A 15,022-nucleotide genomic window follows, 5' to 3' on the forward strand; every position below is an offset into this window, starting at 1 on the left:
CGGCTGCGATGACCGTTTCACCGTCCGCGCCCCCCGCACCGGCCGCGGCCCCGCCCCCTCCCGCGGCCGGGCCCGTGCGGCGCACCGCGCACCGGGTCCGCCGGCCGGGCCGCGTCCGCCGCATCGCCCTGCCCTACCTCCTGCTCCTGCCCGCGCTCCTCCTCGAACTGCTCATCCACCTGATCCCCATGGTGATGGGCATCGTGGCGAGCTTCCGCGAACTGACCCAGTTCCACATCCGGGACTGGACCGGTGCGCCCTGGACGGGCTTCGACAACTACGAACTCGCCGTCGACGTCAACCGGCCCGTCGGCGAGGCGCTCCTCGGGTCCTTCCTCACCACCTGCCTGTTCACCGTGCTCTCCGTGGGCCTGTGCTGGTTCCTCGGGACCGCCGCCGCCGTGTTCATGCAGGAGAGCTTCCGCGGCCGGGGCTTCCTACGGGCCCTGTTCCTGGTGCCGTACGCCCTGCCCGTCTACGCCGCCGTCATCACCTGGTCGTTCATGTTCCAGCGGGACAACGGGATGATCAACCACGTCCTGCACGACCAACTCGGCATCGGCGGCGCCGAGCACACGTTCTGGCTGCTGGGCGACAACAGCTTCTGGGCGCTGCTCATCGTCTCCGTGTGGAAGGGCTGGCCGTTCGCCTTCCTGATCGTGACGGCCGCGCTCCAGAACGTCCCCCGCGAGCTGTACGAGGCGGCGGCCCTCGACGGCGCCGGCGTCTGGCAGCAGATCCGGCGGATCACCCTGCCGTCCGTCGGGGCCGTCAACCAGGTGCTGCTCCTGGTCCTGTTCCTGTGGACCTTCAACGACTTCAACACGCCGTTCGTCCTCTTCGGGAAGTCCGCCCCCGAGGCCGCCGACCTGATCTCCATCCACATCTACCAGTCCAGCTTCGTCACCTGGAACTTCGGCACGGGCTCGGCCATGTCCGTCCTGCTGCTGCTCTTCCTGCTGCTGGTCACCGCCGTGTATCTGCTGGTCACCATGCGCGGCCGGAGGAAGTCCGATGCCTAGAACCCGTACGACCGCCAGGGCCCGGAGCCCGCTCGATCCGCCCGCCTCGTTCCGTGCGGTCCGGGCGGTGTTCCTCACGCTGCTCGCCGGTTTCGTGCTGGTGCCCGTCTACGTGATGGTCACCAGCTCCCTCAAGCCGCTCAAGGACGTGGCCGGGCAGTTCCGCTGGATCCCCAGCGGACTCACCGTCCGCCCGTACGTCGACATCTGGCACACCATCCCGCTCGCGAAGTACTTCCTCAACTCCCTGATCGTCGCCGGCGCCGCCACCGTCTGCTCGGTCGTCATCGCCGTCTTCGCGGCCTACGCAGTCAGCCGCTACCGCTTCCGCGGCAAGCGCCTGTTCACCGTCACCGTCCTGTCCACCCAGATGTTCCCGGGGATCCTCTTCCTGCTGCCGCTGTTCCTGATCTTCGTGAACATCGGCAACACCACCGGCGTCGCCCTCTACGGCTCCCGCGGCGGGCTCATCCTCACCTACCTGACCTTCTCCCTCCCCTTCTCGATCTGGATGCTCATCGGCTACTTCGACTCGGTGCCCCGCGAGCTCGACGAGGCCGCCACCGTGGACGGCTGCGGCCCGCTCGGCGCCCTGTTCCGCGTCGTTGTCCCGGCCGCCGTGCCCGGCATCGTCGCCGTCGCCGTGTACGCCTTCATGACCGCCTGGGGAGAGGTGCTGTTCGCCTCCGTCATGACCAACGACACCACCCGCACCCTCGCCGTCGGCCTGCAGGGCTACTCCACGCAGAACGACGTCTACTGGAACCAGATCATGGCCGCCTCGCTCGTCGTCAGCATCCCCGTCGTCGCCGGATTCCTGCTGCTTCAGCGGTACTTGGTGGCCGGACTCACGGCAGGAGCCGTCAAGTGACCCTTTCCGAAACCCGTTTCGCCGCCGCCCACCGGGCCATCGACCTCGCCGCGCTGCCGCGCGACTTCGCCTGGGGCACCGCCACGTCCGCCTACCAGATCGAAGGCGCCGTGGACGAGGACGGCCGCGGCCCCTCCATCTGGGACACGTTCTCCCACACCCCCGGCGCCGTCGACGGCGGCCACAACGGGGACACCGCCTGCGACCACTACCACCGGTGGCAGGAGGACATCGACCTGATGAAGGAACTCGGCACCAACGCCTACCGGCTGTCCGTCGCCTGGCCCCGCGTCCTCCCCGGCGGCGACGGCCCCGTCAACGCCAAGGGCCTCGACTTCTACGACCGGCTCGTCGACGGACTGCTCGCCGCCGGCGTCACCCCCTCCGTCACCCTCTACCACTGGGACCTGCCCCAGGCGCTCCAGGACCGCGGGGGCTGGCCCGAACGGGCCACCGCCGAGCACTTCGCCGCGTACGCCGGGCTGGTCGCCGGACGCCTCGGCGACCGCGTCACCGAATGGGCCACGCTCAACGAACCGCTCTGCTCCGCCTGGATCGGCCACCTGGAAGGCCGCATGGCCCCCGGCTGGACCGACCTCACCGCCGCCGTCCGCGCCTCCTACCACCTGCTCCTGGGCCACGGCCTGGCCACGTCGGCCGTCCGCGCCGCAGCCCCCGGCGCCCGCATCGGCATCGTCAACAACCTCTCCACCGTCGAGCCCGCCACCACGAGCGAAGCCGACCGGGCGGCCGCCCACCGCATGGACGGCCACGTCAACCGCTGGTGGCTCGACCCCGTCCACGGCCGCGGCTTCCCCGCCGACATGCGCGAGGTCTACGGGGTGGACCTGCCCGAGCGGCCCGGCGACCCCGCCACCATCGCCGCGCCCCTCGACTGGATCGGCCTCAACTACTACTTCCCGCAGATCGTCACCGCCGATCCGACCGGCCCCGCCCCGCACGCCCGCCAGATCGACCGCCCCGGCGTCCCGCGCACCGGCATGGACTGGGAGGTCGACGCGAGCGGCATCGAGACCCTCCTCATGCGCCTCACCGAGGAATACGGGGCCCGCCGCATCCACGTCACCGAGAACGGCTCCTCCTACCCCGACACGCCGGCCCCCGACGGCAGCGTGCACGACCCGGAACGCGCCGCCTACCTGACCGGTCACCTCGCCGCCTGCGCCCGCGCCGCCCGCCGCGGGGCCCCGCTGGCGGGCTACTACGCCTGGTCACTGCTCGACAACTTCGAATGGGCCTACGGCTACGACAAGCGCTTCGGCCTGGTCCACGTCGACTACGAGACCCAGCGGCGCACCGTGAAGTCCAGCGGCCGCCACTACGCGGAGGTGATAGCGGCCCACCGGGCCCTGTGACGCCCGCTCGCCGTGCCGTACCGCGCCGCCCGTGGCGTCGTACCGCGTCGTGCCGCGCCGCGCCGTGCCCGCCCCGCCTGCCGGGGCGGGCACGGCCTTTCGTGGTGGGATGAGGAAGGGACGCGGAAGGGCTGCTTCCACCAGCTCACGGAGAGGCGAGGCGCATGTCCGAGGACACCCAGGCCACCATGCGGGCGATGACGTACGAGACGTACGGCGGGACGGAGGTGCTCTCCGAGACCCGGCTGCCCGTCCCCAAGGTCGGCCCCGGCGAGGTCCTCGTGCGGGTCCGGTGCGCGTCGGTCAACCCGGTCGACTGGAAGATCATGTCGGGCGGCCTCGACGGCCTGATGGACGTCGTGTACCCGGTCGTCCCCGGCTGGGACGTGGCCGGCACCGTCGAACGGGTCGGCATCGACACCCCCGAGTTCGCGGCGGGCGACGAGGTCATGGCCTACGCCCGCAAGGACTGGGTGCACGGCGGCACCTTCGCCGAGTTCGTCACCGTGCCCGTACGGGCCCTCGCGCCGAAGCCCGCGTCGCTGTCCTGGCAGCAGGCCGCGGGCCTGCCGCTGGCCGGCCTCACCGCCTTCCAACTGCTGACCCGTCTGCGCACCCGGGAGGGCGACACCGTCCTCATCCACGGGGCGGCCGGCGGCGTCGGCTCCCTCGGCGTGCAGATCGCCCGGGCCCTCGGCGCCCGCGTCATCGGCACCGCCTCCCTCCGCAACCACGACCGGTTGCGGGAGCTGGGCTGCGAACCCGTCGCGTACGGGGACGGCCTCGCGGACCGGGTCCGCGGCCTCGCCCCCGACGGGGTCGACGTCGTCGCGGACTTCGTCGGAGGGGTCCTCGACGTCACCCGCGCCGTCCTCGCCGACGACGGCCGGCACGCCTCCATCGCCGACCAGACGGTCCTCGGCGCCGGCGGCCAATGGATGTGGGTGCGGCCCGTCGGCTCCGACCTCGCCGCCCTGGGCCGCCTCGCCGACGAGGGCCGCCTCACGGTCACCGTCGCCGAGACCTTCCCGCTCTCCGAGCTCGCGGCCGCCTTCGCCCTCAACCAGGACGGCCACACCGCCGGGAAGATCGTCATCGAGGTCTGAGCCCCACCCGGCGCCCCCGCACCCCCGGCCCTCCGCTTCCCGGACGCACGACCGCGCGCCGCCCGGCAGGGTCCGGGCGGCGCGCGGCGCGTGAGAGGGCGACGGTCAGGCGTACACGCCGAAGTGGAACAGCGAGTACCCGTAGCCCGTACCGCGGCCGGTCAGCTCCAGCCGCACCCAGCGGCCCGAAGCGCCGATGTCGAAGTCGTCGATCCCGCCGTCACCGGAGGACGTGGCGTACGCCGTCCGCCAGTTCACGCCGTCGTCCGACACCTTGATCGCGTACGCCTTCCCGTACGCGGACTCCCACACCAACTGGGCGTGGCGCAACTGCCGCACCGCGCCCAGGTCCACCTGGAGCCACTGCGGATCGGCCCACGTGCTGGCCCACCGGGTGTCCGCACGGCCGTCCGTGGCCAACCCCGGGGCGCAGGGGCAGCCGCCGTACCCGTCGCTCTGGTGGGTGGAGGCGGTGGTCGGCCGGCCGAGGGCCACGTCCGTGCCCGCCACCGGCGGCGGCACCACCCGTACCGACCGCTGCTCGACGCCGACGTTCCCCCGCCCGTCCTTCACCTTGACGTACAGCTTCCACACCCCCGTCCGGGACGGGGCGGTGGCCTTCAGGGTGCCACCGCCCAGGTGGGTGGACGGGACGGAGATCAGCCCGCCGCCACCGTCCACGTACTTGCCGCCCCACAGCACCTCGTAGGCGAGCGGGTCACCCTCGGGGTCGGTCGCCGGGGCCTGGATCGTCACCTCCTTGCCCGCGGGGACCGCCCCCGCGTCCGGCACGGACGGCACGGACACCGTCGGGGGCAGGTTGTCCCCGGCCGTGGAGCCCCCGTACGCCCGCTTCACGGCGTGGTACATGTGGCGGCGCTCCCCGGCGGGGGTCAGGTTGAACCAGTGGCCGCCGAAGTCGTACTCGGTGCCGTAGTGGAACACCGTCGCGCCCAGCGCCACCCCCCGGTGGGCCGTGACGCAGTTCCAGGCGTTCGTGTACCCGTCCGCCTTGGCCCGGTCGCCCGGTTCCGACGGGACCCCGTTCGCGTCGTTCGGCACCTCCCACTCACCGGCCGGACCCGTCTCGGTGATCAGGTACGGCTTGGTGTGACCGCCCTGCTCCCAGGCCTGCCGGACCCCGCACACGTCCTTGTAGGCGTTGACGGAGTACAGGTCCAGGTCGGGGGAGTTGCGCTTGTAGTACGTCCACGCGCCCACCCAGGCGTCCGTGGAGGTGACCGGATGGTTCGCGTCGATCCGGTGCACGGCCTTGGCGACGTCGTTGACGAAGGCGGTGTAGGCGTTGCGCTGGTCCTCCAACCGGGCCCCGGAGTAGCAGTTCTGGAGGCCCAGCACCGACTCGTTGCCGACGTTCCACATCAGCACGGCCGGATGGTCGCGGTAGGCCTCCACCCAGCGGGAGAATTCGGCGAGCATGGTGTTCTTGTAGCCGGTGTCCGTCACGTAGTCGGTACAGCCACCGCTGCCCGGGCCGCCGCCCGGTTGCAGCCAGAACCCGGCGACCACCTTGAGCCCGTTCGCGGCCGCGGCGTCGAACAACTGGCGGCTGCTCGCGTCGGTGCCCCAGGTGCGGATCGTGTTGGCGCCCAGCGACTTCACGTCGGGCAGCAGCCGCCCGGCGTCCGCCGGTGACGGACCCCAGGTGACGCCCTTGACGAGGTACGGCGAACCGTCCACCATCAGCTGCCAGTTGCCCTGGGAACCGGTCACCTTCACCACGCTGCCGGCGGCCTGCGCCGGAGCGGTGGGCAGTACGGTCACGGAGCCCGCGAGGAGCACGGCCGTGACGAGGGAACGCATGCGGGAGTGCACGCGGAGACCTCCAGGTGTGGGGGAGCGGGAAGAGGATGTCCAGGACCTAGGGGAGTCGGTGGTCCGGGCCGAGGGCGGCGCCCGCCTCGGGGTGGGTCTGGTCGTAGCCGCGGGAGTCGCACTGCAGCCCGCCCTTGACGCAGTGCTCGACGAGGGCGGCCAGGGTCCGGTCGTCCCAGGCGTTGAAGAAGTCGTAGTGGAACGAGTGGCCGCTTCCGCTCGACAGCCTCACTTGTGACATGTCCCCGCTGACGGGGAACGCCATCTTGAACTCGACCATGGGGAGCGCCACCGGGTGACTGGTCGGGCAGACGTTGTCGTTGTTGCCGGGCTTCACGACCGGGTAGGCCATGTGCGCCTTGTGGTCAGGGGTGTCCAGGTACTTACCGTCCCAGCAACTGGGCGCCTGCATACGGATGTTGAGCTGGGTTCCGGCCGGGCAGTTCGCCGGGAACTCCGTGTTCTTGAAGCTGTCCCCGCACTCCCAGCCCTCGACCCAGCCCTTGTGGCCGCGGAACTCGGCCGCCGTCTGGGTCGGGCTGCCGACCACGAAGCGCAGTCCCTTCGGGAAGGGCCGCACGCTCCTGTAGTCGGTGACCCCGGTCTTGTAGTAGATCACCTGCGGTCCGGTGGGCAGGACCGGCCGGCTGCCGTTGTACAGCGTCGGCATCCAGTACCCGGAGAGGTCGCCGGGCGCGGTGCACGCGGTCCCGCCCGCGGCGAGCGAGGCGGTGGTGCTGAAGGCGTCGGTCGTGGTGTTGCCCATGAAGGTGTGGTCGTGGGAGGCGCCGGGGCGGCCCGCGTAGACGATGGGGTCGTCCGGAGCCGTCCGGCTGACGGCGCAGTTGGCCTGGAACTCGTGGAAGTACCGCTCGGGCGGATTCGCCCACGAGGGGGTGACGCCCGTGACCTGGGGTACGGCCGGGATGTATCCGTCGCCGTCGGGGTCGTCGCCCGTGGCGAGCGGGGCCGCGTTCGCGTGCGCCGCGTGGGGGGACGCGCCCGTTTCGGGAACGGCCTGGGCGGTCAGCGAGAGGCCGCCCAGGCCTGCCGCGGCGGTCGCGGCGAAGGCCGCCGAGACCAGTAGGGCGGAGAGCGTCCGCGATCGGATCCTCATGTGTGCGCTCCTCGGGTGTCCGCTCTCCACGGTGGGAGAGCGCTCTCTCGGGTGGCCCGGAAAACGCGGGGCGGCCGCCGGGCCGCCCCGCGCCTTCCGGGGGTCGGGGGGATGGGGTGGGAATCAGGGATGGTGCGGGCGGATCAGGGGAATGACAGCACCGTCGACGGGACGGTCGAGGTGCCGGAGGTGGGGGCGCCGATGCCGTTGATGACGTGCTCGTACTGGCCGTTGCCGCCGAGCGAGACCACCAGCAGGTCGTGGAACCGCACGCCGGGTTTCACCGGCGCCTGGAAGCCGTGTTCCTGACGGATCGTCGGGTCGATGTTGTAGTAGCAATAGCTGCCCAGGCCCCACCCTTCGTGGGTGTTCACCGAGTCGGCCACCTTGTAGGCCGCGTAGCCCTTGATCGCGCCGTTCTGGATGGCGGCCTGGTTGGGCGCGTCGTACGCCTTCTCGTTCTGGAAGAAGATCGTGCGGCCGCGCTCGCCGTTCCACTCCACGTCGTACTTGTTGAAGTGCTCGACGAAGAGCCCGGTGGCGAGGACGTCGTCACCGTTGACGCGGAACCCGTAGTCGGAGCGGTTGGTCTCCCAGCCCACCCCGTCCCCGTGGTCGGCCCGCCAGATCCAGGTGTGGTCGACGATGGTGTCGTGGCTGTTGACCGCCATGCCCAGCGTGGCCTTGCCCGCGCCGGCCCCGCCGACCCGGATGAAGACGTCCTGCACGGTGGTCGGGTTCGCGGCGTGATCGGTGGCGGAGCCCGCCGGACCGACCTCCAGCAGGGTCGGCGAGTTGACCGGACCCGCGTCGATGAGGAAGCCGGCGAGCCGGACCCCGTCGACGTCGGCGACCTTCATCGCGGTCACCCCGTTGTCCGGGATGATCGTGGCCAGGCCGAGACCCAGGACGACGGTGTCCGGACGGTTCACCTGGATCGTCCGGTCGACGTGGTACACGCCGGGGGTGAACAGCAGGTGCAGGCCCTGCGCCAGCGCCTGGTTGATCGTCGCCGCGCTCGCGCCCGGCTTGACCACGTAGAACCGGTTCAGCGGGATCGAAGTGCCCTGCGGCGCTCCGTTGCCCCACGACGTCCCGCGGGCGTTGGTCCGCTTGGCCGGGACGAAGACCTTGTACTCGTTGCCGTCCAGGTGGAGGAACGGCTTCTCGCGGGAGACGGGGGTGGTGTCGAGGGTGGTGTACGGCGGGTTCGGGTACGACTGCGCCGGCGCGCCCTGGGTGCCGGAGAACACCTGGTTCCAGACCGCGTTGGACCAGCCGCCGATGGAGCTGTCCCGGGTGTACCACTGCTGCTGCGAGTAGTTGCCGACCTGACCGTCGATCTTCGAGTCGGCGATGTAGCCGCCGGAGGCCCAACCGTAGCCGTTCGGGGCCAGGTTGAGACCGCCCTTCACGTGCATGCGACGGAAGGGCGCGGCCTGCGATACCGCCCAGCGGTTGGTGCCGTTCACCGGGTTGAGCGCGAGGTTCTCGGCCGAACGCCAGAAGTTCTGGGTGGCGTTGCCGCCGAACCAGCCGGCGTCCACGGTGACGTCCCCGTTGATGGTGGTGTCGTCGGGGCTCAGGCCGAGGCCCGAGACGGAGGTGTAGAAGCCGATCTGCGCGTTGAGTCCGTTGTAGGTGCCCGGCTTGAAGAGGAACTGGTAGCGGCCGGAGCCGAACTGGGCGGACTCCTGCCGGGCGAACACCTCGTCCAGCTTGCCCTGGATGTTCGGCGTCGACGGGTCGAGGACGATCACGTTCGGACCGAGGTCGCCGCCGCCGGGGATGACGGGCCCGGTGCCGTCGGTGCCGTAGACCTGGAACTCCCAGAGCGAGTAGCCGTAGCCGGTGGTGCGCTCGGTGCCGTGCACGCGCACGTACCGGGCCGTGCCGGTGATGTCGTGGGTGGTGGTCCCGCCGACGCCGGCGGAGGTCGAGTAGGCGGTGGACCAGGAGCTGCCGTCGGTCGAGAGCTCGATCCGGTACGTCTTGGCGGCGGCGGTCTCCCAGCGCAGCACCACCTGGTTGAGCTGGGCGGGTGCGCCGAGGTCGACCTGTATCCACTGCGGGTCGGCGAACCCGCTGGACCACCGGGTGCCGTTGTCGCCGTCGACGGCCGCGGCGGCCGGGGTCCCGGCGTTCTCGATCGAGGAGGCGGTGGTGGGCTTGCCCTGGGAGAGGAGCGTGGGCGCCGCGGTGGCGGCGGTGCCGGGGAGCAGCACGAGCAGGGTCGCGACCAGGGCGGCGGCGAGGGCCGCGACGATCGGTCGGGGCGGATGATCGGAGAGGCGTGGCATGGGGGGCACTCCTGACGTCTTGGATCCGGGGGGATCGAAGCGTGAGTGAACTGCCCGCCAGGGAGGCCGTCAAGGGGTTCAGCGTTCATGAACCGAAGATCCAACGATGTGTCAATTGCCCATCAGGCCTGTGAACTTGGAGTTTCTTCAATCCTTGTGAAAAGTGTTGACGAAAAATCCCCGCACGGCTCTACTGAGGCTCCTGACCGCTCCGTTCCGCCGTGCCCGCTGAGGCGGGACGGAGCTTCGGGCCGGCTCGGGACGCGTTCCGTCCGGCTTCGGGAAGTGTCGGTACGAAGGAGGCGGATGGCGTCGTGCGTTCGCTACTCGTCGCCACCCGCCGCTTCCCGTCAGACGAGGTCCGGCACCTCGCCACAAGCGGCCAGGCCGACCTCGACACCGGGCAGCTTCGCGCACCACGCCCCGGCGAGCGCCGCCGACCGGGCCGCGTCGGGCGGCGCGGCCCCCAGACCGACCGCGTAACGGGCCAGCGTGCCGGTCAGCTCGAAGGGGCGGGGCCAGGCGTGCGCGTCGCTCACCCCGGCCTCCTCCAGCGCGCCGAGCAGGCCCCGCAACCGACCCCTGGCCCGGCCCAGGTTGTCCTCGAACTCCCGCGGCCCGTCACCCCGTACGGTCACCACGGCCCACGCCGCGTGCCGGCGGTGCATCGGCGGCGCGGACAGCAGCCGTTCGAAGCCGCCCGGGTCGGCGTCGAGCACTTCCCACGCCCGGTACAGCTCCCGCACGAGCAGATCCCGCAGACCGGCCCCCACCTGGGCCGTGCAGCTGCGCACCGGTTCGGACGGGGTCAACACGGTGACCGGCGCGGGCCCCTCGCCACGCCGGCCGGTGGGCAACAGTTCCACCGGCTCGTTCCAGTCCCAGGCCGCCCACGTCCCGAAGAACTCCCGCAGCAACGAGGCCGGGTCCAGGTCCGAAGCCGTACGGACGGTCCTGGCCGCCAGCACCGCCCAGGCCAGCCCCGGCAGGCCCCCGAAGGGCGCCGAGTCCAGACCGCGGGCCCGCGCCCAGGACTTCACCTCCAGCGCCAGCCCGGAGAACGCCGCCCGCTCGGTGCCCACGGACTCCCGTACGGCGTCCGCGTCGCTCAGCGCGCTGAGCGCCATCGCGGCCGCCCCGCCGAGCTCCGCCCGCCGCTCGACCGCCGAGGCGGGATCCGTACCGCCGGTGGCGACCACCACCAGGTCCACGTCCCGCTGCCCGAGGCGCAACCGCAGTCCCGGCACCCGCGCACCCGTGACCTCCCGCACCCGTTCGGCCTCCGGCAACGCGGCCGTCACCCGCTCCCGCAGCCCGCCGGCGCCCGGATCGCCCGGCACCAGCGCCACCAGGTCCAGATCGGCCCACGCGGGGGCGCACGCCATCCGTCGCGATCCGGCGACCCGCACCACCGCACCGTCCCCGAGGGCGGCCGTGACCCGCTCCACGACCGCGGCGACGGAGTACTGCCGCTCGTCCTGCGGGGGCCGCTTGGGCAACGGCGGCGCGGCCCGCTCGGGCAACGCCACGCCCTGCTCGGGCAACGCCACGCCCCGCTCGGGCAACGCCACGCCCTGCTCGGGCAACGCCACGCCCTGCTCGGGCAACGCCACGCCCTGCTCGGGCAACACCAGGTTCTGCCCGGGCAACGCCACGTTCCGCCCCGGCGACTCCATCCCCCGCGCGGGCGACGCCTCTCCCTGCCCGGGTGACGCCATCCCCCGCTCCAGGGACCCCGCCGTCCGCGCCACGTCCCGGTGGTCCGCCGGGTACGCGACCGGCGGCGACGGGTCGGTCAGCGGGCGCACCTCGCCCGTGCCGAGTTCCACGGTCGCCCGCACCACCATCGGCCCGTCACCGCGCCGCGACAGCACCGCGAGGCGCCCGACCGTCGCACTGCTCCCGCCGGCCAACCGGGCCCCGAACTCCCGCTCCGCGCGCCGCGGATCAGGGCTGCGGCCCAGGGTCAGGTGCGGGGTGTACCCGGCTCCCCGACCTCGCCCCGCACATCCCGGGAACCGTTCGACCAGCGCCCGCCGCAACTCCTGCCACGGACCCTCGCCCGCCGTCGCCGGGTCCAGCCACAGCGTGGCCCCCTCCCGGTGCCCGAAGGAGTGCACGCCTTCCAGCCGCGCGGCGAACGGCTCCGTCGCGGCCGCGACCTGCGCCAGCAGCGGAAGCGCCTCGTCGAAGGAGGACTCCGGCACGAAACCGAAGAGCAGGTTCACGTGCGCCGGCCACCGCCGGTACGCCGGGTCGTGCCGCTGCCGCAACTCCGCCACCACCGCGTCCGCGGGAGGCAACCAGGCCACCGCCGTCCGTGGGGTCGCCGCCACGTCGAGGCGGGCCGGCCCGGTGCCCGTGGCGGCGTACTCCAGGGTGGCCTCCACACCGTAGTGGTCCGAGATGAACAGTCCCTCCGGCGCGGGGGAGTCACCGCGCAGGCCCGCCGTTCGCACCCGCGCGGCCGACGAACGGAGCAGGATCCGGTCCAGCCGTCCCGGCCGGCCCGTCAGGGAACCCACCGCGGCCAGGGGGTTGCCCACCGGATCGAAGGTCGGGGTGTCGTCGTCCGGGCCGTGCGCCTCGGTCCACGCGTCCCGCAGCCCCAGCGTCGCCGCCGGGCCCCGCGTCCCGGACCGGCCGTCGTTGAAGTCCCCGAGCAGCGCCAGGTCCGCGTCGAGGCCTGCCGTCCCCTCGGCGATCCGGGCCAGCTCCTCCTCGCGCCGTGCCGCCCCGCTCTCCGTGTGGTCGCTGGTCAGGTGGGTCGCGGCGACGACGAGAGGCCCCGCAGCGGTGTCCACGGTGACGGCGGCGACCCCCTTGTGCCGGCGCAACATGTGCAGCCCCGCCTCCCGCACGGGCAGCCGGCTCAGCAGGAGCAGCCCGCAACCGGACACGTCCCCGCCGTACGGATCGGTGCCGAGGACGTACCCGTCCCGGACCCAGGGCGCGGCCAGCACGAGCTTCAGCAGTGCGGGCTCGACCTCCTGGAGCGCGATCACGTCGGCGTCGGCGGCCGCCAGGTCTGCCAGCAGCAGCGGCCTGCGCAGCGCGGTGGAGATGAGCGGGGCGTCGTAGCGGTCCCACAGGGTGTTCCAGGTCAACAGCCGCACCCGCTCCGGACCCACGGCGGCGGGACCCGCCGTGGCGGGACCCGCCTGCACCGGCCGCCAGGCGCCGCCGTCCGTCGGGTCCCACGCGTGCGGGGTCCGGACGCCGAAGAAGGGGGCGTCCAACAGTCGCCGTTCGCGGACCCGCCCGGCCGGGGTCGTGTCGATCACGTCCACGCCGGTCGCCCGGTCCCACACCAGCTCGCCGTCGGCCTCCACGAACAGCACCCGGTGCCACGGGACGTCGCCCCCCGGCACGAACGACGGCAACGGCACCCGCTTGGGAGCGGCCCCGCGCTGGAGCAGCCCGAGCGTGAACCGCGCCGGATCGAACCGGGGGTCCCAGCGGACCTGGTGGTAGAGCTGTTCACTGGTCCGCATCAGACGTACTCTCCCGTGCCGTTGCCCACGCTGCCGCTGCCGCCGCCCCTTCGGCTTCTCGTGCCGGCGCCCGCGGCGCCGCTCCCGCCGGCCGAGGCACCCGACCCGTGGGCCGGCCGCAGCCCGCCCGCAGTGTCCTCGACGGTGCCGCCCTCGCCGACGTACCAGGTCCGGTGCGCCTGCCCCGGGTACGGCGGACTGAACCGGCGCAACTGCCCGACGAGCACGGCCTCCGGTACGGGATGGGCCCGTACGCCGTTGCGCCGCAGCAACTCCGCCTCCCCGACGAGCACCACCGCGTGGGTGACCAGCGCGTCCCGGCGCCGCGCCACGCCGCCGGCCAGGCCCCGCTGTTGCTCGGTCAGCGAGGTGGCGTCCCACACCACCGTTCCGCCGGCGGCCAGGGCCTTGTCCAGCCGGTCCAAACCCTCGCGCAGCACCTCCGGATTGGCCCGCTGGTCCGCGCGCGCACCCCGGCCGGCGCGCAGGTCGTCGAGGCTGACGTACGCGTCCACCCCCGGCAGGGTCCGCGCGAAAGTGCTCTTGCCGCTGCCCGCGGGCCCGCACAACTGCACCAGCCTCGGCCGGGACGCCGCGTCCCGCCAGCGCCAGGTCGCCGCGACCGCCTCCTGCGGGGTGGAGATCCCGCCGCGCCCGAACGCCTCGCGGGCCTCCGCCCAGCACCGGTCCGCCGCGTCCCCGTCCAGGTCGGCCAGCGCCCGGCGCAGACCGTCCCGTAGCTCGCCCAGCGGGTCCGCGCCGAGCAGCCCCGCCTCCTCCGCGCACAACGCGGACCATTCCGCGCACTCCCGCGGCTGAGCCCCGTCCGCGTTCCCGCCCCCGGGTACCGAGAGCGCCAGCGCGTGCAGTACCCCGAGGTCGACTGCCGCCGCCATGCGCACCAACCCGGCCCGCCGCCGCTCGTCCGGGAACGGCCGGCGCACCGCCGGGTACAGCCCCACCAGGTCCGCGACCCGGCGGGCGGCGGCCATGCCGAGCGGGCCGCCGGCCAGCCGCGCCGCGAGGGCCCCGCGCGGCTCCCGGTGCAGGGCGGCGGCCAGTACCCCGGCCAGCCGGGCCTCCCCGGTCCGGCCCGCCCCGTCGAGCCGGGCCGCCACCTCGGCGGCGGCCTTCCGGGCCCCGGGCGCCGGCTCCGGTCCCATCCGCAGCGCGGCCAACAGCCCCGGCACGTCCGGCTCGGACCCCGAGGCGGCCGCCCACAGCGGAGCCGCCGGGCCGAGCCCGTTCGGCACCACGGGCGCGTACATCCAGTGGGTGTCGGTGCTCACGTGTCCGCCGCGGACCCACTTGGCCACGTACCGCCCGAAGTCCTCGCGTTCGAAGCCCGCGACCGTACGGACGACGTAGCCCTCCTGACGGGTGGTGTCGATCCGGAGCCTGCGCAGCGCGCGCTCGTCGTATGCGCCGCGCCACAGGACGCGCGGCGAGGGGACGCCGAGCCGGCGCAGGAAGCGTACGGTGCGGTCCCAGTCGAGGCAGTGGTCCCCGTCCCACACCGAGAAGCCGTAGAACCAGCTGTCGAGGTCCTCGTAGGCCAGCGAGTGCCGGGCGTACACGTTCTCGCCGCACACCCGCCGGCCGGGCGGTATCCCCGCGCCGATCCGGCTCTGGAGACCCTTCACCCAGGCCCGCGAGGGGTGGTGCGCAGAGTCGAGCGAGCGGGCGTGCAGGCCGTCCCGGTACAGGGTGGTGTTCTCCCCGTCGAGCTTCTCGGTCACCACCACCTCGCGCCCGGCGAGAGCCGAGGGCCCGGAGACCCGTACGTCGTCCGAGGTCGCACCGGGGGACCAGGGCAGGTGCGCCGTACGGGGGTAGTGGGTGCGCATGTTCGGCTCCTGCTCGACGACGGCCTGCCCGGTCACTCTAGGTATCCGGATCG

The 15,022-nt window shown here is 73.0% G+C and carries 9 protein-coding genes; 4 read left to right on the forward strand and 5 right to left on the reverse strand.

From position 1 onward, the window contains the following. The first annotated feature begins 8 nt into the window (after positions 1-8). From ACFVS6_RS08360 to ACFVS6_RS08375, 4 genes are all read left to right on the forward strand, one after another. On the forward strand, positions 9-1,022 hold the full coding sequence (locus tag ACFVS6_RS08360; RefSeq protein WP_389701820.1) for a carbohydrate ABC transporter permease: 1,014 nt from the start codon (positions 9-11) through the stop codon (positions 1,020-1,022). Further along, positions 1,015-1,893 (forward strand): carbohydrate ABC transporter permease, encoded by an 879-nt coding sequence (locus ACFVS6_RS08365; RefSeq protein ID WP_389701822.1) that lies wholly within the window; start codon positions 1,015-1,017, stop codon positions 1,891-1,893. The genes ACFVS6_RS08360 and ACFVS6_RS08365 overlap by 8 nt, the downstream gene beginning before the upstream one ends. Beyond that, positions 1,890-3,269: a GH1 family beta-glucosidase gene (locus tag ACFVS6_RS08370; RefSeq protein ID WP_389701824.1), complete on the forward strand. Its 1,380-nt coding sequence runs from the start codon at positions 1,890-1,892 to the stop codon at positions 3,267-3,269. Before ACFVS6_RS08365 ends, ACFVS6_RS08370 begins: the two co-directional genes overlap by 4 nt. Positions 3,270-3,457: 188 nt before the next feature. Then, positions 3,458-4,375, forward strand: coding sequence for an NADP-dependent oxidoreductase (locus tag ACFVS6_RS08375; protein WP_389702052.1), 918 nt, complete (start codon positions 3,458-3,460; stop codon positions 4,373-4,375). Positions 4,376-4,480: 105 nt separating this feature from the next. On the opposite strand, the gene ACFVS6_RS08380 is transcribed toward ACFVS6_RS08375, so the two are convergent. From ACFVS6_RS08380 to ACFVS6_RS08400, 5 genes are all read right to left on the reverse strand, one after another. Continuing rightward, positions 4,481-6,199: a discoidin domain-containing protein gene (locus ACFVS6_RS08380; RefSeq protein ID WP_389702054.1), complete on the reverse strand. Its 1,719-nt coding sequence runs from the start codon at positions 6,197-6,199 to the stop codon at positions 4,481-4,483. A 58-nt stretch (positions 6,200-6,257) separates the two neighbouring features. Further along, entirely contained in the window at positions 6,258-7,328 is a 1,071-nt protein-coding gene (locus tag ACFVS6_RS08385; RefSeq protein ID WP_389701826.1) for a DUF1996 domain-containing protein, read from the reverse strand. Between the two features lie 143 nt (positions 7,329-7,471). Beyond that, on the reverse strand, positions 7,472-9,628 hold the full coding sequence (locus ACFVS6_RS08390) for a discoidin domain-containing protein (RefSeq protein WP_389701828.1): 2,157 nt from the start codon (positions 9,626-9,628) through the stop codon (positions 7,472-7,474). Between the two features lie 350 nt (positions 9,629-9,978). Then, a complete protein-coding gene (locus tag ACFVS6_RS08395) occupies positions 9,979-13,122 on the reverse strand; it encodes a poly(A) polymerase (protein WP_389701829.1) in 3,144 nt (1,047 codons plus the stop codon). Then, a complete protein-coding gene (locus ACFVS6_RS08400; protein WP_389702056.1) occupies positions 13,122-14,969 on the reverse strand; it encodes an RNA ligase family protein in 1,848 nt (615 codons plus the stop codon). The genes ACFVS6_RS08395 and ACFVS6_RS08400 overlap by 1 nt, the downstream gene beginning before the upstream one ends. Positions 14,970-15,022: the final 53 nt, after the last annotated feature.

Origin of the sequence: Streptomyces sp. NPDC057939 (assembly GCF_042887545.1) — a bacterium.
Lineage (GTDB): Bacteria > Actinomycetota > Actinomycetes > Streptomycetales > Streptomycetaceae > Streptomyces.

What these genes read in the sequence shown, in the direction of transcription:
- ACFVS6_RS08360 (WP_389701820.1), top strand. Translation starts at nt 9, where the DNA reads ATGACCGTTTCACCGTCCGCGCCCCCCGCACCGGCCGCGGCCCCGCCC.
- ACFVS6_RS08365 (WP_389701822.1), top strand. Translation starts at nt 1,015, where the DNA reads ATGCCTAGAACCCGTACGACCGCCAGGGCCCGGAGCCCGCTCGATCCG.
- ACFVS6_RS08375 (WP_389702052.1), top strand. Translation starts at nt 3,458, where the DNA reads ATGCGGGCGATGACGTACGAGACGTACGGCGGGACGGAGGTGCTCTCC.
- ACFVS6_RS08380 (WP_389702054.1), bottom strand. Translation starts at nt 6,199, where the DNA reads ATGCGTTCCCTCGTCACGGCCGTGCTCCTCGCGGGCTCCGTGACCGTA.
- ACFVS6_RS08385 (WP_389701826.1), bottom strand. Translation starts at nt 7,328, where the DNA reads ATGAGGATCCGATCGCGGACGCTCTCCGCCCTACTGGTCTCGGCGGCC.
- ACFVS6_RS08390 (WP_389701828.1), bottom strand. Translation starts at nt 9,628, where the DNA reads ATGCCACGCCTCTCCGATCATCCGCCCCGACCGATCGTCGCGGCCCTC.
- ACFVS6_RS08395 (WP_389701829.1), bottom strand. Translation starts at nt 13,122, where the DNA reads ATGCGGACCAGTGAACAGCTCTACCACCAGGTCCGCTGGGACCCCCGG.
- ACFVS6_RS08400 (WP_389702056.1), bottom strand. Translation starts at nt 14,969, where the DNA reads ATGCGCACCCACTACCCCCGTACGGCGCACCTGCCCTGGTCCCCCGGT.